Origin of the sequence: Caballeronia telluris, from assembly GCF_001544495.1 — a bacterium.
Classification (GTDB): domain Bacteria; phylum Pseudomonadota; class Gammaproteobacteria; order Burkholderiales; family Burkholderiaceae; genus Caballeronia; species Caballeronia telluris.
In genome coordinates this window covers 253,068-276,016 of record NZ_FCNZ02000005.1, presented here as the reverse complement: position 1 = coordinate 276,016, position 22,949 = coordinate 253,068, and the positions used below count along the sequence as shown (strand labels likewise).

Genomic DNA, 22,949 nt, shown 5'->3' with positions numbered 1-22,949 from the left:
AGGCGTGCTTGTATCTCCTGCGAATAGTGGAGTCCATGCATGAGCCGAAACAGACCTTTCCTTGACGACGATCTTGGATGGAGCGACAAGGGATCGCGAGAAGGAATCAAGCTGTCCCCGCTTGACATGGTCGAGAACGTCTTCGACCACAAATGGATCTTCATAGGCGTCTTCTTTGCATGCGTCGTGCTCTCGGTGATGTACATCGCGCTCTCCACGCCGGTGTATTCCGCCGATGCGCTGATCCAGATCGAGGAAAGGAAGGCGAGCACGCTCGGCTCGCTTTCCGACGTGTCGAAAGCGCTTGATATTCAGGATTCGCCTGTCGTCGGAGAAATCGACATCGTTCGCTCCCGTACCGTGCTCGCGCAGGCGATGGACACGACCGTCGCGCAGGCCGAAGTCTCGGTCAAGAATCGCATGCCGCTCGTCGGCGCGTTCCTCGGCTCGATTCTTCCCAAGGAGCCCAGCGGCCTTGTCGCCCCTTTGATCGAAGAACCTTTATGGGCTTGGGGCGGAGAAGCGGTCGAGTTCAAGACGTTCAACGTGCCAGACGAACAGTTGGGAAAGAAGCTTGAACTCGACTACGCAGGTAATGACAAGTGGACCCTCAAGGACGCGGCCGGTAACGAAGTGCTGACCGGGACAGTCGGAACGCCGAGCGCCGCCGCGGGTTACACCGTGAACGTGCAGAAGATGATTGCGCGTCCCGGCACCGAGTTCACCGTGCAGCGCTTCTCGACTCAGGCACGGCTCGAACAGATCCAGAAAGTCTTCAATGTGGTGGAGACGAAGCGGCAATCGAACATCATCCAGCTCGCGTTCGAAGATGCGGACCCGGTGTTCGCGTCGCGCTTTGTCAACGCGGTCGCCGCCGCGTATCTGGAGTCGAACGCGAGGCGTCACGCGGCGGATTCAGAACGCAGCCTTGCATTCCTGAACGCGCAACTGCCGGTCGTCAAGGAGCGCGTGCAAAAGGCCGAGCAGGCGCTAAACGACTATCGCAACAAGGAAGGCACGATCGACGTGCAGGGCGAAGCAAAGATGCTGCTCGACGAATCGGCGCTGGTCGAGAAGTCGCGCCTCGAAGCCAAGCTGGTTTATCAGGATCTGGCACAGCGCTTCACCGGCGAGCAACCGCAACTCGTCGCGGCGGCCAACAAGTTCCGGCAGCTCGATCAAAAGTCGGCGGAACTGCAAGGCAAGATCGCGCGGCTTCCCGCGATGCAGCAACAATATTTGCGCCTCGCGCGCGATGTCGAAGTGAACAATCAGTTGTATGTCGGCCTCTTGAACAACGCGCAGCAGTTGCAGATCGCGCAAGCCGGTGCGATGGGCAATGCTGCGATCGTCGACAAGGCAGTGCCTCCGCAAAAGCCTGCGCGCCCCAAGCGAGTGATCGTCGTGCTGCTCGGCGCTGCGTTCGGCGCGGTCCTTGGCTTCCTCGCGACGCAACTCATTCCGCTTCTCTCGGGAAGTATCCGCGATCCCAAGCGGCTCGAGTCGATGGTGGGCATTCAGACGCTCGGCGTGCTGCCCATCTCGCCGCATCAGCTCGAAGCGAGCGTTTCGAACATTCCGCGCTTCATGGTGAGCAAGGAGCAATCGGACACGCCGCTCGTCGAGGCGATGGACGCACTCGCGCACTCGCTGCAATACAAGCTCGCATCGACGGCGGGCGCAAAGGTCGTGCTCGTGACGTCGGCCGTGCCGGGACAGGGCAAGTCCATGATCTCGGCGAATCTCGCTTATCTGTATGCGGAAAAGGGATTGAAAACGCTCTTGATCGACGCGGACATGCGCAAGTCGACGATCGAACGCTACATGCAGGTCAAGGGAAATCAGGGATTGGCGGGCGTGCTGCAAGGAACGATTGCACCGAGCAAAGCCATCACCGAGCCGTTCGAGAACCTGCACGCGCTGGCCGCGGGCAAGCATGTCAGACACATGCGCAAGCTCCTCGGCCCGGAGAAGATTTCCGCGCTCATCGATTCGATGCGCGAAGAGTACGACATGATCGTGATCGATTCGCCGCCGGTGCTTCCGGCCGCCGATGCCGCCGTGATATCGCGCTTCGCCGACGTAACGCTCTTCGTGGCGCGACAAGGCAAGGTGAGTTATTCGGAAGTGACCGAGTCCGTCTCGCGTCTCTCGAAGGTCGGCACGCAGGTGGACGGTCTGGTGTTCAACGGCTTCGAGCCATCGCCGCTGCGCTATGGCTACTACTCGGACGCGTACCGCTACCTCGACGGCGCTTAAGAAAGGCGCGGACAATCAGCACAATCGAAGGAACCGACAGGCGCACGTTTGCGCGGTCACGGAGAACCGGCGGCATGGATGCAATCAGCGAATCGTTGTTGAACGAGTCGGGGCCTCTGGACGAGACGACCCGGACGCGCGTCGTCTGGTTCCTGGGGCCACGGCCGGCAAGCTGGAACGGGGTGATGCGCTACAGCCTGGATTGCCTGGAGATGATGAAGACGTTCGACGACTTCACGGTCGAGTCCATCGACATCCCCGCAGAGCCGCGCTCGCTCAAGCGCTACTGGACGCATTTCGTGCTTTATCCGTTACGCGCGATGCTCGCAGCGCGTTCGGCAGACCTCATCGTGCTCTACCAGGAAGACATGGCGTACATGATCCCGTTCGTGCGACTCGCGCGCGGGAAGGTCTGCATCGTGATGCATCACGTCATCTTTCCGGACCGCACGCGCGGAATCGTCGAGACGCTCAAAGCACGCTACATGCGCATGCTGCAGCCGCTGATCGCCAAGGCCGATCTTGTCGTATCGACGACGGGCGTCACGGTAAGCGACGGCATCGAGGAACTTGGGATCAAGCCAGATCGCATCGAGCTCGTGCCTAACGCGTTCGACGAACGCATCGTTCCTGTCGATGCCGGCGTGCGTGAACGCGCCCGTGAGCACTTGCGTGAAAAGCTGGGCGTCGCGATCGGCGACGAAAGCGTGTTCCTCAATGTGGGCACCGACGAAACACGCAAGAACAACGCTGTCGTGTTTCGCGCGATGGCGGAACTCGGCCGCAAGGACGTGATGATGCTGCGCGTTGGCAAGGCGCAGAACGCCGCGAACCGCAAGGAGTGCGAGGACATCGCACGGAATGCTGGCATCAAGGCGCATTTCATCGAAGGGGCGAGCGATGAAGACCTCGCGTTCTGCTATCAGGCCGCAGACGTTTATGTATCGCCGACGCTGCACGAAGGTTTCGGGCGCACGGTGATCGAAGCGCAACTGGTAGGGCTTCCTGTGATCGCTTCCGATCTGCCCGTATACCGATTCACGATGGCCGACTCGTTCCTTGCCGTGAGCGAACCGACGCGGACCGCCGGCTGGCGCAGGGAGATCGAACGGATCTTGAAGGACGAACATTTGCGCCGCACGCTGGCGCAAAGCGGTAGGGCGAATGCCAGGCGCTTTTCGAGCGCGGCGGTCAGCGCCGATCTGCACCGCGCGCTGCGTCGTGCGACGCAGCGTCAGGTATAGCGGATCAAAGGACTCTGATGGCAGCACACCATTCGATGCGAGCGGCAAATTCAGGCGCGGCCGGCTACTCCGCCGCCGGTCTGATCTTTCCCGCGTTCTATGCGCTCGCGTTCGTGACCAACGCGGCGTTGCCGTCGCTCGGCCTTGCATCTTACAGCGCGACAGGAGCGCTCGCGCTTGCGGGTGTGGGTCTTGTCGCGCTGGTGATCGCGCGGCCGGTGTTTTCGGTGTCGCTGCTCTATCTCCTTGCCATCAGTCTCTCGGTGTTCGTCGCGGGCGTCGGCATCGAGAGCGGCGGCTTTCTCGTGGAGACCGGCGTCCAGGGCGAAGCAACGGGCGCCTTCAGCCGGCTTCTGTGGTTCTATCTGATCTTTGTGGCTTGCGCCCTGGTCGGCTTCAACTATCTGTATCGCGAGGGTCGCGTGCGTGGGCCGGTCGTGCCGCGCATGACGGTCGAGCAAGGCAGCATCGCGCTAGGGCTCGCGCTTGGCGCGGCCGTGATCGCAACGGGCGTCATCGCCGGCGCGACGGAAGGCTTCGCGCTGCTCAAGGGCGTCAACCGCTTTGCGCTACGCAACGATAGCGCGAGTGCCGGGCCGCTCTTCAACCTGTTCCTGAACAATCAGTTGTTCGTCGCCGTGCTGCTCGGCACGTTCTGTTCGGCGCCGACGCGCTTGGTCAGATGGACCGCGATCCTCATGATCGTCGCCGACGTCGGACTTCTGGTGCTGCATGGCGAGCAGTTTATGTCGGTGCTCGGCGTGGGCCTCGCGGTGCTCGTGCCGTTCATTGCCATCGAAGCCGCGAACGGCGAGCGCGTGGTCCGCTATCTCGGCGTCGGCGCGGCGATTGCGCTCGCGCTTGGCTGCGCATCGGTGTTCTATGCATACAAGGGACAAGGGCTCGACCTGTCGGATACGGTCATGTCGCGCGTCTTGCTGCAAGGCCAGGTCTGGTACGTCGTCGATAACGACGCGGGCCTCTTCGATGCACCAGCTGGCGGCGCGGCCGCATTTTCGCGTGTGCTGAGTTCCCTTGCATCGCCCGCAGCGCCGACGTTCTTCAACGACGGCGCCGTCAGCGGTTTGCGCGACGTGATGCTCGCCTACGGAACCCCCGACGTTCTGCGCGCCTATGTTCGCGACGACGTGACCTTCACGATGGGCCAGATGGCGGTGCCCGTCTACTGGTTCGGCTTCGCGGGCGCGGCGCTCTTCATTGCATTGACCGGCGTCGTGTATGGCGCGCTTGCGGCCGCGCAGATCGTCGTGACGCAGCGTGGCGGGGTCGTGATGCTGTGGCTCGTGACGAAGATCGTCTCGTATGTGGGCTTCGGTTTGCAGCAGGGCGAGTACTGGAATCTGTTCGGCTTGCGCACGCTCGGATACGTGCTGATCGCGCTCGCCTGGTGGTATTGCGTCGATGCCCGCGCGGCCGGGTTCCATCGCCGCATACGGGGATAACGTGAACTCACTCGTGCAACTCCTTTTTTCGTCGTTCTCGGGCGTGGTCTGCGAGAAGATCGTCGGCGCGCTCGCGGCGATCGCAAGCAACCATCTGTTCGCGAACATCTATGGAGCGCAGCTCTTCGGCGAGCTTCAGTTTGCGCTCTCGCTCGCATACGTGGTCGGCAGCGTGGCACTGATCTTCGGTTCTCCGACTATCGCACCGATCCTCGGCAAGCATCGCCGCCTGCGGCACATCGTCTTCTATCGCACGTTCCGTTTACGCCTGACGCTGACCGTCGCGGTGATGATCCTGTTCATGGCAGCGGTAGCCATCGCGATGCCTTCGTCGAGCGCAACGGCCCTCACGCTCATCGCGGCGCTGGTGCTGATCGTCGAACCGCTCGCGCTCGGTTCGCTGATGGCTTATGCGGAAACCAAGCCGTGGGTCATCACGCGGGCGAAGGCGTACGCGAGCGGCGTGCGCGTGCTGTGGCTGCTCGGCGCGGCGCATGCGTCGGTCGGCGCCGTCGTTGCTTCGTTCGCGTGGCCGCTCGAAGCGTGCGTCGCAGCGGTCGCGCCGTTCAGCCGCTATCGGTCGCTTGCGTTCCGCACGCCGAAGTCTCTTCTCGGCGATGCCGTCGTTACGCGAACGCTGGTCTTGCGCGGGCTAAAGATCTGGCCCGCGATAGCGGCGAGCGTCGTCGTGCTGCGCATGGATCGCTTGTTGCTCGGCGTGATGATGTCCAAGGCCGATCTCGGCATCTATGCGGCGGCGGCATCGCTCGTCGAGCAGTGGAATTCGGTCGGTACGACGCTCGCGCTCGCGCTCGCTCCGACGATGGTCTATGCCGCGCGCAACGAACGGCAACTCGTCGCGAGGGCGAGCAAGCTCGCGCTCTATCTCGCCGCGGTGGGTGCGGTCGCGTGGATCGGCAGCATCTTCGTCGGGGAACGCGTGTTCCTGCTCATCTACGGACCGGCCTTCGAAGCGGGCGTGCCGGTCATGATCTATGCGACCGCATGCGCGATCGCCACGTTCGCCGACGCGGGACTCAGCACCTGGCTCGTTGCCGCGCGCCGCTACCGTCTCGTGATGATCAAGCAGGCGATGACCGTCGCGGCCATCGCGGCGGCACCGGTGCTCATGCCGCGCTCGCTCATGATGTACGCGCCCGCGACAGGCACCGCGGTGTCGCTCGTGGTGTTCTGGGCGATCACCTTCGGCTTCGCACTTCACCGCACGGAGCGCGCATGAAGATCTGCCTCAGTGCCAATCGCTTTCCTCCCAATGTCGTGGGCGGCGCCGAAGTGATGGTCCATGCGCTCGCGCTGCAACTGAGCGCGCGCGGACACGAAGTCAGCGTGCTCACCTTATCCGACACGCGAGCGGGCAGCCGCGCGGTCGTGGACGGCATCGACGTGCATCTGCTTCCGAACGTGAACGTCTACAACCAGTTTGCCCATACCGAACGCGGCTTTCTCAAGAAGACACTGTTCGGCGTGATCGACCTGTTCAATCCGCTCGTGCTTGTGATGGCGGTGCGCAAGCTGAAGCAACTGGACGCCGACGTGCTCTGCACGAATACGCTAAAGGGACTTGGCCCGGCAATGTGGATTGCGGCGTGGTTGCGTCGTATTCCCGTCGTGCACATCAATCACGATTACTGGCTCGTCTGCCCGCGCTCGACGATGTTCAAGAACGGGCACTCGTGTTCGACGCCGTGCGGCCAGTGCCGCAGCTTCGCGCGACCGAAGGCGTGGCTGTCGCGATTGGTGAGTCATTCCGTCAGCGTGAGCCGCTTCGTGGAAGAGCGTCATCGCGAACTCGGCTTCTTTGCGCGAAGCGAGCGCAGCGTGGTTCACAACGCGCCCGCAAGGATCTCGTTCATGCAAAGGCTTCCGGGTGCGCCGGGCACGCCGTTTCGCATCGGCTTCATTGGACGCATCGACGAAACCAAGGGCATCGCGCCGTTGCTGGAGAGCGTCAAGCGCGCGAACGTTCAGGATGCCGAACTGCACATCGCCGGCAGGGACAAGGGAGGCGTCCTGCCCGATTTGCTTCGCCAGTACCCTGGCCTCACGGTCAAGCACCACGGGTTCATGGACCGAGAGGCATTCTATGGAATCGTCGACCTCGTCGTCGTCACATCGATGTGGGACGAGCCTTTCGGCATCGTCGCGATAGAGCCGTGGGAGTTCGGCAAGCCATCGATTGCGTTCGCTTCGGGCGGCTTGCCCGAGGTTTACGAGGGCATGCCGGAACTCGTCGTGCCGAAAGGCGATACCGGTGCGCTCGGCGCACTCATCCAACGCATGGCGACGGATCGCGCGTTCTATGCGGACATGGCCTCGCGTTGCCATGCGCAACGCGAGCGCTTCGTGCCGCCAAAGCAGGCGGTCGAGCTGGAAAGGGTACTGATGTCGGCCGTGACGGCACGTTCCAGAACGGCACGCTCGCGACGGGCGATCGATCGCAAAGTCGAGGCCGATGTGTCCGACAAATAACAAGCGGTGTAAAGAACAAGCACGGGGTTGCTCATGAGAAAGCGGGTATTGATGGTGATGACGCGGGACATCCCTCCCGAGGCCACGAACGGGCGCGAGCGAACACTGCGCTTCATCCGGGATGCGATCGGAAGCGAAGTGGAACTGCGCGAGTTCACGATCCGCTCGCTGTTTGAATCGGGCGGCTCAGCCGCAAAGATGGCGGCGTTGATCAGGCTGATGCGGGGTATCGTGACAGGCGCACCGTGTGCGCTTCAGGTCGCGATGTTCGCGGATCGCCGCAAGGAGCGCAAACTCGCTGCGATGATCGCCGAGTTCAAGCCCGACGTGGTCTATCTCGACGGCGTCCGGCTCGTCGACTATGCGTCGGGCATTCGCGTGCTGATCGGGCGAAGGCCGATCATCTTCGACTTCGACGATCTGATGTCGCGCCGTGCCGCGATGCTTTACGATGCGCGCTTGCCGGTCTCTCCCGGCTATCTGACGAAGTCGATTCCGGGACCGCTCGTCAGGCTTGCCAACGCGAGTTTCATCCGCCAGGCGTTCCTGCGATACGAGCGATATTGCCTGCAAGGACACGAGCGTCAGGCGGTCGAAGCGGCGCATGCGGTCACGCTGGTTTCGTCGGATGACGCGCAAGCCCTAGGAGCGCTGCTCGATTCGCGGACGGCGATGCGCAAGGTCCATGTGATCGCGCCACCGATGACATCGACGAGACCTTTGGCGCGTCCTGCCGATCTGCTTCGATTCGTGTTCATCGGTTCGGATACCCAGTTGCAGAACCGGCTTTCCATCGACTATCTGCTTGGACTATGGAAGCGCCTCGCGCCGCGCACGCCGCTCGTCGTCTATGGGCGCATGGTGCGTGAGTACGATGCCGTGCCGAACGTTCGTTTCGCGGGCTTCGCGCCTTCGCACGACGATGTGTACACCTCCGGTTCCATCGCGATGTGCCCGGCATTCCTCGGCGGCGGCATCAAGTCGAAGGTGCTCGAAGCGATCTCGCATGGGTGTCCGCCGGTAGGCAACGCGACCGCGTACGAAGGTCTCGGCTTTCAAGACGCCTCGCTCGCGATGAGCGAGGCGGACCTCGAACGCTTCGTCACCGACCCGTCGAGCCATCTCGACGCCGTGCTCGATGCAGCCGCCGAGTTCGCTGCCTATTGCGAGGCCCACTACAGCGTGACCGCGTTTTCCACGCGCTGGCGCAATCTTCTTGCGCTGTCGCCCGCCATTCAGATGCAGCCCGCAGCACCGCCGATGCCTGCGCATCAGCCATTACATTTGTAATGTGCGCGCGATAACAATCGAGTGTGCGACGGCTCGCGGACAATGTCGGCTCACACTCGACGCGATCGAGGGCACGAGGGAACAATAATGAAACCAATAGTCTTCGGGGGCCGGTTCGGGTGGTTGCATGAAGGACGCGGCGATCGCGGCGTGATCCTGTGCAACACGCTCGGCCACGAGTCCGTGTGGACGCGTAACGGCATGCGTCACATGGCGGAAGAACTTGCGGCGCGCGGCATCTGGGCGTTGCGCTTCGACTATATCGGCACCGGAGACTCGGCGGGCGCCGACGGAACGGCGGACCAGTTCGAGTCCGCCGTGTTCGACATCGAGACCGCCATCGAATGGTTCAGGCAGGAGACGGGCGTCGCGCATGTCACGCTATGCGGCCTGCGGGTTGGCGCAGCGCTCGTGCTGAGTGCGGCGCGGCACCGTCCCGTCGACGACATCGTGCTGCTCGCGCCCGTGATCAGCGGCCGCGCCTACCTGCGCGAACTGACGATGGTCCGCAAGACGTGGTTCGATCAGCTGCCGGCGCCGGTGCAGGCCGTGCAGCCCGCGAGCGGACCGCTCAACGTACTCGGTCAGATCTACAGCGACGAACTCAAGCTGTCGCTTGAAACATTCGATGCCGCCGCGATAATGCATGGCACCACATGCAAGCCGGCCGCACGTGTGCTGATCGCTCACGTAAGGGCGGCCGCGAGCGAATCGTTGCGCTCGGCGCTGATCGCACACGACGTGAGCGTCGAGTATCTTTCCTTCGACGAATTCACGGCCTTCGCTCAGGAGAGCGTGCTCTCCGAACTGCCGGCGAAGACGTTTGCGAGTGTCATCGAATGGATCGCGCCGGGTCGCGCGCGCAGTGCGCAGGTGTCGCCCGGGTCCGCGTCATGGTCCGGCGATCTGATGATCGAAACACCCGAAGCGGTGGACCGGCCGGTGCTTATCGGAGAGCGTCAGTTGTTCGGCATTCTTTGCGAGCCGCGCACCGTGCTCGCGCGTAACTCGGTGCTGCTCATTGCGAATACGTCCGCGAGTGCGCATGTCGGCGACAGCAGGCTTTCGGTGCGTATCGCGCGTGAGCTGGCGCGGCGCGGCATTGCATCGCTGCGTTATGACGCACGCGGTCGCGGCGACAGTCCGGCGGAAGAGGGCGACGTGAAGCCGGGCAAGCCGTTCACGCACATCTATGCGCCCTGCGCCACGGAAGACACGGCCGATGCAGCGCGCTGGCTCGCGGCCAAGGGCTTTCGCAACATCGTGTCGTTCGGCATCTGCTCGGGCGCGTATCACGCACTGCGCGCCGCGATTGTCGAACCTGCTTTGACGGGCGTCGTCACGGTCAACATTCCCACGTTCACCATGCCGCAGCCGCCTTCGCCCGATCGCCCGCGCGATGCCGCGCGAAATTCGCTGGCCGGCTATGCGATCTCTGTGTTCGAACCGGCGAAGTGGAAGCGCGTGTTCCGGGGCGAACGGCGCATCATGCCCATCGTGAAGTTCATCGCGAGCAATCTGACGACACGCGTGCGTACGCGCGTCGTCGATGCGCTCGGACTCGACCGGCGTCAGTTTGCATCGTCGAAAGAAGTGCCGGCCGAGCCGGGCGCGATGTTGCATGCGCTCAATGAGAAAGGCGTTCGCACGGTGCTGGTCTATGGCATCTTCGATAGCAGCATGGACATACTGGCCGCGCATTTCGGCAAGCATGGCAGGCGTCTTTCGCGCTATGAATCGGTGCGTGTCGCTGTCTTCGACGATATTGATCACGCGCTCTTCGCTGCGGCGAGTTCGGCGAAGGTCATCGCTTTGTGCGATACGCTGCTAAAGGAAATGAGCGTGACGTCGAAGGACGCGCCGGTGCCGGACGGAACGCCTGCCATTTCCTAGGCGCGAAAGCCAGTCGGGTGAGTGCTATTGGCTTGCCCGATAGACAGCGGAGCGCCGTGCATTGAGCGCGCGCACTTCGCCATCGGGCGTCGATGCATGGAACGATGCCGAAGTCTTGTTGCGAGCGATCAACGGAATGCGGCGCGTCGCGCCAGGACTAAGATGAAACCAGTCCACGGCCGCATGGAAGTTCGGGTCGACGACGTGCACCCAGCGCGCAAGCCGCGTCGCTGCGACGACGAGTTGCCAGCCCGCCCCAGCTTTCTCCACTTCGACAGTGAGCCCGAGTTCGTGCCGGTCGCTCGCCGACATGTCGGGGAAATGAAACGCTTCCGAGATCGCTTCGCCGCTCACCGCGTCGCGCAGCGTAACGACGGTTGCTTCGTGCGCGCGCGGACCGAAGCGATACGCGTAAGTGAAGTCGAAGAAGTGACCAAGCAAAGGGGTCGCTTTGAGCCGCGTGACGCTACGCGCTTTAAGCACGACATCGCGCGATGCGCCGGCGACCTTCGTCGCACCATCGCGCAGGCACGCGAGCTCGATTCGCGCGTGCACATCGCGCGCGCTTTCGTTGATCAGATGCAGGTCGAGGCCGTCGAGCCCTTCATCGGTGATGACGACCTGGATCGGCTGCAACACGCCGGCGAGGCCGTGCAGTGCGCTCTTGGGAACGCCGAGCGCATCGATGATGCCCCAGCCCGCACCCGCGCGCAGATCCTGCAACTGCCAGACGATGCCGCCCGCACACGACGATCCGGCCCGACGCCATTCGGAGAACACCGCGCTCATCACATCCGCGACCACGGCGCGCGACAGTTCCAGATAGCGTTCGGGATCTTCATAGCGCAGGCGCGCGGTATCGACGTGATAGAGCGAGCGCATGTAGTGCTCGCGCACGTCGTCGAAGTCCCACGGCGCGCCCGGATCGCGCGGCACCGCCTGCTTCCAGCGCGGTTCGTGCGGCCGCGAAGCGTCCGGGATCGAAGCGAGCGCGACATCGTCGGGCACATTGGCGAAGCCCAGGCACTCCGACGCAAAGCGCACTTGCGCGCGACGCGCGTCGTCGAGCGGACGTTGATAGGCGCCGACCCCATAGTAATGCGTGACGCCCGACCGGGTTGCAAACGGAGGCACGTGGATGTCGGCTTCCGCGCTGCACGGCGAGTTGCGGACATACGGCACGTCCGGACGTGCCGCCGCGACGATCGAAGGCAAGTGCTCGGTGAAGAGCCGCTGACTTCCCTGCGCGTGGGAGAGCCCGAACATGGCGGCTTGCTGGTCGGCTTCGCTGCCGCCACATAGCACCGCGAGCGAAGCGAAGCGGCGCGTGCGCGAAAGAAACTGCCGCGCTTCGCGCTCCACGGTCGCGCGGAAGGCGTCGTCGTCCGGATAGTCGAAGTTCGCAAAGGCGAAGTCCTGCCAGACGAGCACGCCGGTTTCGTCGGCGAATTCGTAGAACGTGTCCGACTCGTAGAGCATCGTTCCGCCCACGCGGATGATGTTCATCCCCGCTGCACGCAACGCGTCGAATGTCGGCTTCATTGTTTCGCGCAAAGCATTCAGCGACACGAGGTCAGCGGATGTCCAGCATGCGCCGCGCGCAAAGACGGGCACGCCGTTCACGACGATCTGAAACCCATCGTTCGACGGGCCGCGATCGATCGCGATCTGCCTGAAGCCGACCCTCACGAGCGCAATTTCACCGAGGTCTTCGGATTGCATGCTTATCGCGTGCAGCGTCGGTTCGCCATGCGTATGCGGCCACCACAGTCGCACGTTCGGCACGCACACGCTGCCCGTCAGTGTGCGTGAATCGCTCCAGCGAAGATCGGCAGAAGCTTCCGCGCAATGCAGGCGGACCGCGTGCGCATCTTGCGGATGATGAAAGCGCACGGTCACGTCCGCTATTCCGTCCGCCCCGTCTAAGCGCGTGGCAATGTCGACACGATCGATCGAATCGCGCGTATCGCCGATGAGTTGCACCGAACGCCACGGGCCGGCCGCCTGAATCGGCGGACACCATCCGGGCATGTGGCCGAGCAGCGTCGTGCGCACGTTGCGCAAGGTCGCGGGCTGCGCAAGGCGGGGGCGCCAACGGGCACGCGGGCGCCTTGACGCGAGCGCGGCGCTTAGTGACCTGAAGCAGAGATGAAGCGTTGCTTCGCCATCGACGTGAATATCGACGTCATGCTCGATGAACATTGAATCCGTATCGAGGAGCTTGCGGTTGTCGAGCCAGACTTCGCAGATTGTCGCGAGACCGTTCAGGCGCAGCGTCCGGGCACCATCGGCCGTGAAGCGCACGCGATACCAGTGGTCGCTGAACGCGAACGCGTGCTCCGCGTTTTCGTCGAGCCGCCCGGCTGCACGCAGCGCGGACGCCACCGTTCCCGGTACGGGCGCGTCGATCCATCCGCTGACAGAATCGAGTTCGGCGGGGGACACGAACGCACCGGCCGCAGTCGTGACGCACTGCCATCCGGCGTCGAGCTCGCGCGGCCTGCCGTTCACGAGAAGAGCGCGGCCAAGGGCGTCATCACGCGTTCGTATGACGCTTCGAGACCGTCGAGGCAATCGTCGCAGAAGTCGGGACGCGCCCGCATGCGCGCCCGTGCGAGGCGGAACTGCATCACCATCGATTCGCTCGCGATGTGCTGCGCATCTTTCGCAAGGCTATCGGGAATATCGAAGCCGCGTTCGCGCAGCCAGCCAAGATACGTCGACAGCAATTCGAAGTTCGCGCCCAACTGGCGCATCACGTTGAACGAATACAGATGAAAGTACGAGACGTCGCGGTTCAGCACCGCGTGCACGTGCTCCTTGAAGGCGGCGCGCCACTCGCCGATTGGATTGCTGTTCGGACGCCGTGAGAGATGCATCGCGAGGAGGCTCGCCGAAGCGTCGGCGAGCGACGCATCGCTTAACGCAGGCCGGTTGCGCTTGACGAACTCGGCATAGGGAAAGAGCACATGCGGATTGCCGGCGAGTTCGGAAGCAAGACGAAACAGATAGTCGTAGTCCTCACCGCTTAGCGTGAAATAGCCGGCATTGTGGAAGTATTCCATCTGCCGCGCGCCGGTATCGATGCGCTTGATCCCGATCGTGGTCTTCGAATGCGTCTGCCGATAGCTCGTCGCGCGCGTATCGGGAAGATAGAACGCGTCCACCTCGACGATCACGACATGCCCACGGCGCGTCTGTTCTTGTACCTGGCGTTCGAGCGTGTCGTAGATCGCCAGCTCCTGAGCCTGCACGCCATAGAGCGTCGCGAGATCGTCGAGCAAGAACTTCGGGAACGTGAACTGATCGCCTTCGAACGCCTGCAGCACGGTAAAGCCGAGCGCCGCGCGCGGATCGAGACCGAAGTCGTGCAGCAACTCGATCCACAGATCGACGTAGCAATTGGTCTCGAGCCAGACGCGTTCGCCCTGATGCAACGCGTGGCGATCCGCTTCGCGAGCCAGCGCGCGCGGGGCGGCCTCGAACGCCGGAACCGCGACGGGTTCGATCGATTCGACCGACGCTACCGGCGCGACCGCGGCGCCCTGCGCGCCCACGGCTTCAGCGGGCGAGGGCGTGTTCATGCGGGCGTTCCGAGGCTGGCGAGTCCCTCGGCGATCATCGGCGCGGCGTCGCCCCAGAGGAGCGCGCGCACCGGTGCGGGCCACTGCGCGACATCGAGGCCATGATGGCGGAACAGCGCTAGCGTGGTGCGCTCCATGCCGAAGCCGACGCATGCGGTGTGAGCGAGTTGGTCGTCCGCCTGCTTGATCTTCCAGATCTCGCCGAAGTGTTCCATGTGATAGTTGAACGAGAGGCAGGCGGTCGGCTTGTCCGGTGTCGCGACGGGCACGAGCAGTTCGAACTTGAGTTGTTGCTCGCGCTGGCTGTCGGCGACGATCTTGCCGCCGCGTCCAAAGAACGGATCATTGGCGAGATCGATCTCGAACGGCAATTGCAGCAGTCGCACGAGCATCGAGCCGCGCTCGATCCACTTCTGGCGGAACGCCATCACCTGTTGCGGGCTGCCGACGCGGATGTACTCGCGCATGCGGAACATCTGCATGCGGCTCGGATCGATCGAGGGTTCATGGCGGAAGCAGTACGCGAACACGTCGACGATGGCGCCCGCTTCGGCGAGCTTGCCGCGCCGCGCGATCAGCGGATACACCGGATAGCAGGCGGCCGGCGTGAGCACGAGGCGAGTCGGCTTTTGCTGGTCCATCCATTCGTCGGAGCGTTCCTCGTCGCCGACGGCGATCGTTCTGTCGAGCGCTTCGAGCAGGCGATGATGACCGCGGTCGTTGCCCTGGAACGCATGAATGCTGCCCGCGAGATTCGGGAAGCTCTTCAGGTATTCGCTGTCCTCGAAGTCGTGACGGCGCATCGCGGGCGGAAAGCGCAGCACTTCCGCCTGCTGGTCCGCGCCGAGCAGCGTGATGACCTTGTTCAGTCGCTCGACGACATCTTCGAACACTTCGCTGCGTCCATAGAGACCGTTCTCCCCTGTCTCGATCAGGATGCCGGCTTCGACGAGGCGCGAGCGCAGCGTCGGGTCCGATCCGGTATAGGGCTGCTGCGGGTGTGCGCTTTCTTCGGCCACGGCGAGCGCGGCCTGTTCATTCGGCATGTTCATTTTTAGTTTGTCCCCGTGACGGCGTGCCGCTGCGCGAGCAGCAGATTGGCCGTGTTCAACTCGATGCGGTCGTTGCTTATCATCAGTGGCGCGGAAAGAAGATCGCGAAGATGCCGCCCCACGCTGAATTCGGTGTCGTTCTTGTAGCCGGCCATGCCGCAGATCATCAGCGCTTCCTGCACGACCTGGATCGCAGTCGTCGAAATGGCGAGCTTGAGCATGTTGAGGTCGGACGCCAGTCCGATCGATGCGCCGAGCGGCGTGTCGACCTGGTCGCTTTCTTTAGCCTCCCTCGCGGTGCGCTCGACGTCTGCTTCGGAGACCGCGTCGAGCGCCGCTTTCAGACGCGCCTGCATCATGCGCTGGAGCGTGACCGCCTGCGCGAGCCGCGACGCGGAAGGCGGCAGTGCACCCGGCTTGCCGCGCGCCTGATTGCGAAAGAAGTGATGCGCGCGATTGACCGCGTCCGCCGCGACGCCGATCCATACGGCAGCCCACAGCGTATGCGAGACGGGCAGCATGCTTTCGTCGGCGATCTTCGAAAACGGCGCCGGCAGGATTTGCTCGGCGGTGCCGCGTGCCGTCAGCCGATGTCCTTCGCTGCACGTGCCGCGCATGCCGAGCGTGTCCCACGTGCCGCGCGGTTCGAGCTCGAACGTATCGCGCGGCGCGACGATCAGGACCTGGTCCGACGGCGGCGCGTCCGGATGACGGCGCGCGGTCACGAGAATGCAGTCGGCATAGGCGCCATACGAGATCGTGGGCGCGAGCTTTTCGATCGAGAATGCATCGTCGACGAGATCGACCGCGCAGGCGCTCGTGCGCATGTTGCCGCCGATCGTTTCCTCCGACGTCGCCGATGCAAGCAGCAACTGCTCGTCGACCATGCGCGCGAGCAGATCGCGCTGCCATGCGACCTGCGCGCCGTGATCGACGATGCACGCGACCTGACTCTGGTGCATCGCGTAGATCATCGCCGTCGAGGCGCAAGCTTGCGCCAGCGCTTCGCACAGACGCGCGACGCCATCGAGTGCGAGTCCGTCGCCGCCGAATGCGCGCGGGATCATCGCGGAGAGCAAGCGCTCGTTGCGCATCGCGTCGAACGCTTCGCGCGGGAAGCGCGCTTCGCGGTCGACGGCATCGGCATGAACGGCCGATATCGCGGCGACCCGGCGCACAGCTTCGAGCAACGCGGCTTCGTCGCGCGGCGCTTGCCCGCCGTTGCCGTAGATCAGGGCCGGCATCGACTCTGCGTTGCCCAATGCCTCGGTGCTGGCATTCATGCTGCCGCCTGCGAGCGACGCAGTTCGGTGATCGCTGCGGCCAGCGCGTCGATGCTCGAGAACAGGCGGCGCGTGAGCATGCGGTCCGGAATCTCGATCCCGAACTCGTCTTCGATCGCGAGCATCACATGCACCGTGGCGAGCGACGATAGTCCCGCAGCATAGAGATCGTCGCTGTCGCCAAGCGAATCCACCGGGACGTCGAGTCGGGCAGATTCGGACAGGATGCGGCGCAGTTCAGTTTTCATTTTGCTTCCCCGTGAGGCCCTACCGAGAGAATCGGTTCTGTGATGTCCCGAGTGTTCGCCTGAAGGCCGCGCGCAAGGTCATGCGCGCGCTTGCCCGAAGCCTTCGACCGGTCTCGGGATTGTCCGGCTGTCGGGACATCGCACTCGGGCGCGTGACATCTCTCGTTGGGCGACGAGCGATGCCGTTTGTATGATCGTATTTAACGAATTAGCCGGGATGCGCGTCCGTGCGATGGCGCACGAAATTCCGGCAGTCGACGCACGAAGCAACACATGTCGATGAAGCCAGGGCTTTGATATGAGCCTTTGTGTACGATGCGATGCGCGCTTCGCTGCAATGATCTGTTCGATGCGCACGTTCTGCCGTGCGCCGGCGCTCGCATGCGGACGCGTTCTGTAACCTGTCGCACTCGTTTGTTAAGGACAATAAACTTTGGTTCTCTTCGCGCTCTTCGTCATTTACGTCGCGCTCTTCGTGCTTTGGCGCGGACATCGCCTGCCGGTGCTGATCGCGGGCGGGGTGGTGTTCTGGCTACTCGGCAGCTGGCTCGCCGGGCCGCTCGTGCGGCTCGCGCAGACCGGCCACGACACGACCGTCGAGCCCACGTTCAAGCCGCGCATGGCGTTGATCGTGCTCGGCGGCGGCACAACCTTCGACGCCAGCAATCGCCTCGTGCCGCGAGGCGATACCGGCGCGCGCATCGAAGCGGCGGCGCGGCTTTACAAGCAATGTCGGCAAGTCGAAACAGTATGTAGGGTGATCGTAAGTGGTGGCGACCCACAGCATCACGGACGCACCGAAGCCGAGGTGTACACGCCGTATCTGCTCAAGGCCGGAATCGAATCTTCCGATCTTCTGATCGAAGATCGCAGCATGAACACTTACGAGAACGCTCGCAATGTGGATCGGTTGCTGCGGCAGGATCGTTATGACTCGATGGTGCTGATCACGTCATCCTTGCACATGCGGCGCGCGCTGCTCTCGTTCGAAGCGTTCGGTCTGCACCCGCAACCGTATGTCGCGAGCGTGCGCAATCCGTATTCGTGGTGGGTGCCGCATCCCGAAGGGTGGATCGACTCCGACAGTGCGCTCCATGAGATCGCCGCGGTCATACGCTTTCGGATCTGGCAGTGGCTCGGACTCTACTGATGTCACGCGGGCGTTGGTGAGCGTGCAAACGGCCACGCCGGCGTTTGTGCTATTAATCAAGGACTGCCCCGACGAAATCGACGACGCAGGCCTTAAGCGGGAAGACAGGAGTGCCGCCGCGTGAACCACGTCATCATCGCTCTGATCGTCTTTGTCTGCGTATCGGCCAGCGTGCTGCTCGGCCTCTATTTGCGCGACCATTTGCCGGCGCATCACCTGAGCGACGAATCGAGCGGCGCGATCAAGCTCGGCATCGGGCTCGTTGCAACGATCGCCGCGCTGGTGCTCGGCCTGCTGATTTCGTCGGCGAAGGGCTCGTTCGATACCGTCGAAAACGATCTCATCCACAATGCGGCGAGCATGGTGCGGCTCGACAGCGTCCTCGCGCAGTACGGGTCGCAGACCGAACCGCTGCGTACCACGTTGCGGAACAACTACGCCTCATGGATCGAACTGCTCGATTCGTCGGGTGGTACGCGCTCGGCGCGTCTCGACAATCCGGAAGTCATCGGACGCATGGTGGAGTTTCAACGGAGCGTTGCCGCGCTCGTTCCCGCGAGCGACGTGGAGCGCGACCTGCAGGCGCGCGCGCTGCGTATCACGGACGACGTCTTTGCCGCGCGATCGCTTGCGCTATTGCAACGCGAAGGCACGCTGCCGAAGCCGCTCCTCGTCGTATTGGTCTGCTGGCTTGCGATCATCTTCGGGACGTTCGGACTGCTCGCGCCGCGCAACGGCACGATCATCGCAGCGTATCTGCTGTGCGCGCTCTCGGCTTCCGGCGCGATCTTCCTGATCCTCGAAATGGACACGCCGCTCGATGGCATCGTCAGGGTGTCGATGGGTCCGATGAGGGAGGCGCTTGCCCGGCTCGGTCATTGACTAAGCCCAAGCCGCGACACCTGCGCCGCGTCAGGTCCCGAACCTGAGGCGATACTCTTGCGGCGTCACTTCCAGCGCGCGCAGGAAGCTGCGACGCATCGTCTCTTCCGACCCGAAGCCGCATCGCTGCGAAATGCGCTTGATCGGCAAGCGCGTTTCCAGCAACAGGCTACGCGCGGCCTCGACCCGCAGGCGTTCGATCGCACGCGCGGGCGGCATGCCGGTGGCGCGCGCGAAATGTCGGCTGAAACTTCGCTCGCTCATGCCGGCTTTGTCCGCGGGAACCGGAACCGACAGATCGTCCGCGAGGTGCTGGCTGATCCAGCCTTGCAGCGCCCCGAACTTGTCCTCCGCGATTTGAAGCGAGAGGGCGGAGCTGAATTGCGCCTGGCCGCCGGGACGCTTGAGGAACACGACGAGATAGCGGGCCACCGCCAGCGCAACGGTATGTCCTAAGTCCTTTTCGACGAGGGCGAGCGCCAGATCGACGCCGGCCGTCACGCCTGCCGATGTCCAGACCGGTTCGTCGTGAACGAAGATCGGTTCACGCTCCACGTTCAGCGCGGGGAAACGCCGCTCCAGCTCCGCGCAGTATTGCCAGTGCGTGGCGACGCGCCGCCCGTCGAGCAGCCCCGTGGCGGCGAGCAGGAACGCCCCCGTGCAGATTGCAGCGACGCGGCGTGCGTCGCCCGCTCGCGCGCGCACCCAGTCGACGAGGCGGGGGTCCATGGCCGCGAGATCGACGCCCTCGCCGCCGGCGACGATCAACGTGTCCACTGGCGATCCGATGGCTGGAAGCGGATCGGCGACGAGTCCCACACCCGCCGATGCCGTGACGGCATGCCCGCCTTCCGGCGCGACGATCTTCAATGCATAGGGCGCTTTTTTACCGGCCCCGGCGACGATATCGTTCGCGGATGCAAACACTTGAAGCGGACCCGTGACGTCGAGCAATTGCACGGACGGGTAGGCCAGTATCTCGACGACACGAGGCGTGTCAGGTTCGTCTACGCGTTGCTTTGGCATGTCGGCGTTGTGTTCCAAGAGCCACAGGGTTTCGTGTCGCGTGTAAGGCGCACTGGCAGAAAGCGAGGGGAGGATGGCAACGAAGCGCGGATCGGTTCGCCTATTCTGCTTGATGTCGGCGGGAAGCGTCTGCATGCAGGTTGAAGTGCAGCGCGTCCTCGCAACACGCACAGCAATGCCCCAATCACGGAGAACGGCATGACCACGATCACAATGACGAAGACCGCACCGCCTCAATGGCTGCTCGACATGTGGAAGGAGATCGACGACAAGACCTTCGGCAAAGGCTTCGACTGCTTCGCCGAAGATGCCGTATGCAATCTCGGTGTCGCCGACTGGCACGGACGCGAGGCAATCCGCAACCACCTTCGCGAGTTCATCGACAAGGGATTCACCGCGCATCACGATGTCGTCGAATATCTCGATAGCCCGTCGCTGAAGATCTTTCACGGCATCGTGACGATGACGTTCGACGAACCCGGCACGCAGCCCGTCAGGCCGAGCATGACGCACTTCTTCTACATGGACGAGGCCGATCCGACGCTGGTGAAGCGCTGGGTCGGCGCAGTCGGGCCGACCGCATTCTGATTTGCCTGACACATGGCCGCGCGAGCAAGCAAAACTAAAGACGGCGCCGCGGCAGCCGTTATCACGGTGTAAGGCTTGGGTCCTCCGGCATCCGCACGGGTGCCGGACAACCGGCGCGCAGCTTCTTCGTCCTTTCTCCAAGACATACCGTGAAAAAATTTAGCTTCAAGGCCAAGCTGATCAGCACCGTCGGCTTCGTTTGGCTCAGCCTCATTCTGCTTTGCGTGCTCAACGCGCTTTCGACGCGCCAGATGCTGATGCACCAGCGCGAAACCGCGCTTGCGGAGCAGGTGCAATCGGCGATGAGCGTCGTGCGGTTTCATGTGAAAGAAGCGCAGGGCAAGAAGGTTTCCGAGGCGGACGCCAAGGCCGCCGCCCTCGCGAGCCTGCGCGCGGTGCGTTACGGCGAGAACGGCTATCTGCTCGTCGTCGATTCGAACATGGTGCAACTCCTGAACCCGGTGCGCCCGGAAACCGAGAACAAGATCAACGATCTCGTCGACCGCACCGGCAAGCATTTCACCGCGGAAATCGTGAAGCACGGACTCGACGGCACCCACCTTACCTCCTATCTGTATCCAAAGCCCGGCCAGAACGAGCCGCTGCCGAAGATCGCTTACGGCGACTACGTGCGCGACTGGGACTGGCATGTGTACACCGGCGCCTACATCGACGACATCGACCGCGCGTTCTATGCGATCGTGCTGAAGTCGCTGGCGATCGTCTTCGCGATCGGCGCGGTGCTGACCTTCGCGATGGCGTTCATCATTCGCGGCGTGCTGCGCAGCATCGGCGGCGATCCCGAACAGGCGGCGGTCATCTGCCGGCGTATCGCCGATGGCGATCTCAGCGAGCCGGTGCGAGTCGCCACCAACGATCGCGCGAGCCTGATGTATTCGATGCACGCGATGCAGTCGCGCCTCACCGAAACCCTCGCGCAGATCAAGCTCGTCGCGGACGGCATCACGGCCGCGTCGCGCGACATCGCGGACGGTCACACCGACCTCTCGTCGCGCACCGAAGAGCAGGCCGCGTCGCTGGCCGAAACGGCATCGAGCATGGAAGAGCTCACGTCCACCGTGCGGGTCAATTCGGATAGCGCGAGCCAGGCGAGCCAGCTTGCGCAAAGCGCGTCGTCGACGGTGGAAAGCGGCAGCGGCGTCGTCGCCGGCGTGGTCGCCACGATGGACCGCATCGCGGGAAGCTCGGAGAAGATCGTCGACATCATCGGCGTGATCGAAGGCATCGCGTTCCAGACCAACATCCTTGCGCTGAACGCTGCGGTGGAAGCGGCGCGCGCGGGCGAGCACGGCCGCGGCTTCGCGGTCGTGGCATCGGAAGTCCGTGCGCTGGCGCAACGCTGCGCCAGCGCCGCGAAGGACGTGAAGACGCTGATCGACGAATCGGTCGGCAACGTGACTCAAGGACAGGACCTCGCGCAGCAGTCCGGCGCGACGATGCAGCAGATCCTCGCTGCGGTGACGCGCGTGACCGGCATCATGGGCGAGATTTCCGCCGCGTCGTCGGAGCAGACGCGCGGCATCGAACACGTGGGTGTCGCCATCGCGCAGATGGATTCCGTCACGCAGCAGAACGCCGCGCTGGTGGAGCAGGCGACGGCAGCCGCAGCCGCGCTCGCGGGACAGGCCGACGAACTGAAGCGTGCCATTGGCGTGTTCAGGCTCGCGGCCTGAAGTCTCCCGGGAGTTGCGATACGCGGCGTGTACGTGGATCATTGGGAACTTCGCCGCCGTCGCGACGCGACATGTCGCGGCAAGGCCCGGCACCCACCCGATGTTCCGCCTCGCAAGGACGAACCCGCTCCATGAAACTCTACGGCAGACGCAGTTCCATTAACGTGCAGAAGGTGCTCTGGTGCCTCGCCGAACTCGGTCTTGAAGAAGGCCGCGACTTCGAGCGCATCGACGCCGGTCTGCATTTCGGCGTGGTCGATACACCCGAATTCCGCGCGCTCAATCCAAACGGCCTCGTTCCGACGCTCGTCGAGGACGGCCGCGTGCTGTGGGAATCGAACACCATCGTTCGCTATCTGGCGGCCACGCGCGGCGGCGATTCGCTGTTGCCCGCCGATCCCGCCGCGCGCGCGGACGTCGAGCGCTGGATGGACTGGCAACTGGCGACGCTATGGTCGACGTTGCGCGTCGCGTTTCTCGGTCTGACCCGCACGCCGGAGCACGAGCGCAACTACGACGCGATCAGGACATCGCACGCGCAGGCGGCGCGCATGCTCGGCATCGTCGATGCATTGCTCGCGCGCCAGCCGTTCCTCGCGCAAGATCGCTTCACGCTCGCCGATGTGTGTGTCGCGTTGTCTGCCGAGCGCTGGTACTCGCTCGCACGGAATTATCCGGAACGGCTCGAACCCGCACCGGAACTGCCTTCGTTGCAGGCGTGGTTCACGGCGGCGACGCAGCGTCCGTCGTATGCGAAGGTGGTTGGCACCTGAGCGCGCCGCCCCGCGCTCGTTCGTCGCGCG

The 22,949-nt window shown here is 63.6% G+C and carries 18 protein-coding genes; 12 read left to right on the top strand and 6 right to left on the bottom strand.

Features of this window, described 5'->3' with window-relative positions:
- Positions 1 to 39: 39 nt before the first annotated feature.
- The 7 genes from AWB66_RS09160 to AWB66_RS09135 all read left to right on the top strand — a co-directional run bounded on the left by AWB66_RS09160 (position 40) and on the right by AWB66_RS09135 (position 10,639).
- Positions 40 to 2,259 carry a polysaccharide biosynthesis tyrosine autokinase gene (locus tag AWB66_RS09160; RefSeq protein ID WP_087629960.1) on the top strand — a complete coding sequence of 740 codons (2,220 nt, stop codon included), beginning with the start codon at positions 40 to 42 and terminating at the stop codon, positions 2,257 to 2,259.
- Positions 2,260 to 2,333: 74 nt separating this feature from the next.
- On the top strand, positions 2,334 to 3,503 hold the full coding sequence (locus AWB66_RS09155) for a glycosyltransferase (protein WP_087629959.1): 1,170 nt from the start codon (positions 2,334 to 2,336) through the stop codon (positions 3,501 to 3,503).
- Between the two features lie 17 nt (positions 3,504 to 3,520).
- A complete protein-coding gene (locus tag AWB66_RS09150) occupies positions 3,521 to 4,966 on the top strand; it encodes a DUF6418 domain-containing protein (RefSeq protein ID WP_235021053.1) in 1,446 nt (481 codons plus the stop codon).
- Between the two features lie 13 nt (positions 4,967 to 4,979).
- A complete protein-coding gene (locus AWB66_RS33655; protein ID WP_159462899.1) occupies positions 4,980 to 6,206 on the top strand; it encodes an MATE family efflux transporter in 1,227 nt (408 codons plus the stop codon).
- Positions 6,203 to 7,456 carry a glycosyltransferase gene (locus AWB66_RS09145; protein ID WP_159462898.1) on the top strand — a complete coding sequence of 418 codons (1,254 nt, stop codon included), beginning with the start codon at positions 6,203 to 6,205 and terminating at the stop codon, positions 7,454 to 7,456. Before AWB66_RS33655 ends, AWB66_RS09145 begins: the two co-directional genes overlap by 4 nt.
- 33 nt (positions 7,457 to 7,489) lie before the next feature.
- Positions 7,490 to 8,746 (top strand): glycosyltransferase, encoded by a 1,257-nt coding sequence (locus tag AWB66_RS09140; RefSeq protein ID WP_125469693.1) that lies wholly within the window; start codon positions 7,490 to 7,492, stop codon positions 8,744 to 8,746.
- 87 nt (positions 8,747 to 8,833) lie between these two features.
- Positions 8,834 to 10,639 carry a serine aminopeptidase domain-containing protein gene (locus tag AWB66_RS09135; protein WP_087629955.1) on the top strand — a complete coding sequence of 602 codons (1,806 nt, stop codon included), beginning with the start codon at positions 8,834 to 8,836 and terminating at the stop codon, positions 10,637 to 10,639.
- Between the two features lie 24 nt (positions 10,640 to 10,663).
- Here AWB66_RS09135 and AWB66_RS09130 read toward each other — a convergent pair whose 3' ends face one another.
- From AWB66_RS09130 to AWB66_RS09110, 5 genes are all read right to left on the bottom strand, one after another.
- Positions 10,664 to 13,084 carry a glycosyl hydrolase 2 galactose-binding domain-containing protein gene (locus AWB66_RS09130; protein WP_407642275.1) on the bottom strand — a complete coding sequence of 807 codons (2,421 nt, stop codon included), beginning with the start codon at positions 13,082 to 13,084 and terminating at the stop codon, positions 10,664 to 10,666.
- 62 nt (positions 13,085 to 13,146) lie between these two features.
- Positions 13,147 to 14,223 (bottom strand): DUF1839 family protein, encoded by a 1,077-nt coding sequence (locus AWB66_RS09125; protein ID WP_087629953.1) that lies wholly within the window; start codon positions 14,221 to 14,223, stop codon positions 13,147 to 13,149.
- Complete coding sequence (locus AWB66_RS09120; RefSeq protein ID WP_087629952.1) at positions 14,220 to 15,275, bottom strand: amino acid--[acyl-carrier-protein] ligase; 1,056 nt, start codon at positions 15,273 to 15,275, stop codon at positions 14,220 to 14,222. The genes AWB66_RS09125 and AWB66_RS09120 overlap by 4 nt, the downstream gene beginning before the upstream one ends.
- 2 nt (positions 15,276 to 15,277) lie before the next feature.
- Entirely contained in the window at positions 15,278 to 16,558 is a 1,281-nt protein-coding gene (locus AWB66_RS09115; RefSeq protein WP_087629951.1) for an acyl-CoA dehydrogenase family protein, read from the bottom strand.
- A complete protein-coding gene (locus tag AWB66_RS09110; RefSeq protein ID WP_087629950.1) occupies positions 16,555 to 16,806 on the bottom strand; it encodes an acyl carrier protein in 252 nt (83 codons plus the stop codon). Before AWB66_RS09110 ends, AWB66_RS09115 begins: the two co-directional genes overlap by 4 nt.
- 433 nt (positions 16,807 to 17,239) lie before the next feature.
- Between AWB66_RS09110 and AWB66_RS09105 the strand changes: the two genes are divergently transcribed.
- Complete coding sequence (locus AWB66_RS09105) at positions 17,240 to 17,956, top strand: YdcF family protein (RefSeq protein ID WP_087629949.1); 717 nt, start codon at positions 17,240 to 17,242, stop codon at positions 17,954 to 17,956.
- A 120-nt stretch (positions 17,957 to 18,076) separates the two neighbouring features.
- Positions 18,077 to 18,838, top strand: a complete 762-nt coding sequence (locus AWB66_RS09100; protein WP_087629948.1) for a bestrophin-like domain — start codon at positions 18,077 to 18,079, stop codon at positions 18,836 to 18,838.
- Positions 18,839 to 18,868: 30 nt separating this feature from the next.
- On the opposite strand, the gene AWB66_RS09095 is transcribed toward AWB66_RS09100, so the two are convergent.
- Entirely contained in the window at positions 18,869 to 19,864 is a 996-nt protein-coding gene (locus tag AWB66_RS09095) for a GlxA family transcriptional regulator (protein WP_087630021.1), read from the bottom strand.
- A gap of 198 nt (positions 19,865 to 20,062) precedes the next feature.
- Between AWB66_RS09095 and AWB66_RS09090 the strand changes: the two genes are divergently transcribed.
- The 3 genes from AWB66_RS09090 (at position 20,063) to AWB66_RS09080 (ending at position 22,919) form a co-directional block, all read left to right on the top strand.
- The gene (locus AWB66_RS09090) at positions 20,063 to 20,452 is read left to right on the top strand and encodes a nuclear transport factor 2 family protein (RefSeq protein ID WP_087629947.1); all 390 of its coding nucleotides are present in this window, start codon (positions 20,063 to 20,065) and stop codon (positions 20,450 to 20,452) included.
- A 149-nt stretch (positions 20,453 to 20,601) separates the two neighbouring features.
- Positions 20,602 to 22,146: a methyl-accepting chemotaxis protein gene (locus AWB66_RS34960; protein ID WP_087629946.1), complete on the top strand. Its 1,545-nt coding sequence runs from the start codon at positions 20,602 to 20,604 to the stop codon at positions 22,144 to 22,146.
- A 131-nt stretch (positions 22,147 to 22,277) separates the two neighbouring features.
- Entirely contained in the window at positions 22,278 to 22,919 is a 642-nt protein-coding gene (locus AWB66_RS09080; protein WP_087629945.1) for a glutathione S-transferase family protein, read from the top strand.
- The last annotated feature ends 30 nt before the right edge of the window (positions 22,920 to 22,949 follow it).

What these genes read in the sequence shown, in the direction of transcription:
- AWB66_RS09115 (WP_087629951.1), bottom strand. Translation starts at nt 16,558, where the DNA reads ATGAATGCCAGCACCGAGGCATTGGGCAACGCAGAGTCGATGCCGGCC.
- AWB66_RS09155 (WP_087629959.1), top strand. Translation starts at nt 2,334, where the DNA reads ATGGATGCAATCAGCGAATCGTTGTTGAACGAGTCGGGGCCTCTGGAC.
- AWB66_RS09095 (WP_087630021.1), bottom strand. Translation starts at nt 19,864, where the DNA reads ATGCCAAAGCAACGCGTAGACGAACCTGACACGCCTCGTGTCGTCGAG.
- AWB66_RS09140 (WP_125469693.1), top strand. Translation starts at nt 7,490, where the DNA reads ATGAGAAAGCGGGTATTGATGGTGATGACGCGGGACATCCCTCCCGAG.
- AWB66_RS09125 (WP_087629953.1), bottom strand. Translation starts at nt 14,223, where the DNA reads ATGAACACGCCCTCGCCCGCTGAAGCCGTGGGCGCGCAGGGCGCCGCG.
- AWB66_RS09110 (WP_087629950.1), bottom strand. Translation starts at nt 16,806, where the DNA reads ATGAAAACTGAACTGCGCCGCATCCTGTCCGAATCTGCCCGACTCGAC.
- AWB66_RS09090 (WP_087629947.1), top strand. Translation starts at nt 20,063, where the DNA reads ATGACCACGATCACAATGACGAAGACCGCACCGCCTCAATGGCTGCTC.
- AWB66_RS09120 (WP_087629952.1), bottom strand. Translation starts at nt 15,275, where the DNA reads ATGAACATGCCGAATGAACAGGCCGCGCTCGCCGTGGCCGAAGAAAGC.
- AWB66_RS09135 (WP_087629955.1), top strand. Translation starts at nt 8,834, where the DNA reads ATGAAACCAATAGTCTTCGGGGGCCGGTTCGGGTGGTTGCATGAAGGA.
- AWB66_RS09160 (WP_087629960.1), top strand. Translation starts at nt 40, where the DNA reads ATGAGCCGAAACAGACCTTTCCTTGACGACGATCTTGGATGGAGCGAC.
- AWB66_RS09150 (WP_235021053.1), top strand. Translation starts at nt 3,521, where the DNA reads ATGGCAGCACACCATTCGATGCGAGCGGCAAATTCAGGCGCGGCCGGC.
- AWB66_RS09080 (WP_087629945.1), top strand. Translation starts at nt 22,278, where the DNA reads ATGAAACTCTACGGCAGACGCAGTTCCATTAACGTGCAGAAGGTGCTC.
- AWB66_RS09145 (WP_159462898.1), top strand. Translation starts at nt 6,203, where the DNA reads ATGAAGATCTGCCTCAGTGCCAATCGCTTTCCTCCCAATGTCGTGGGC.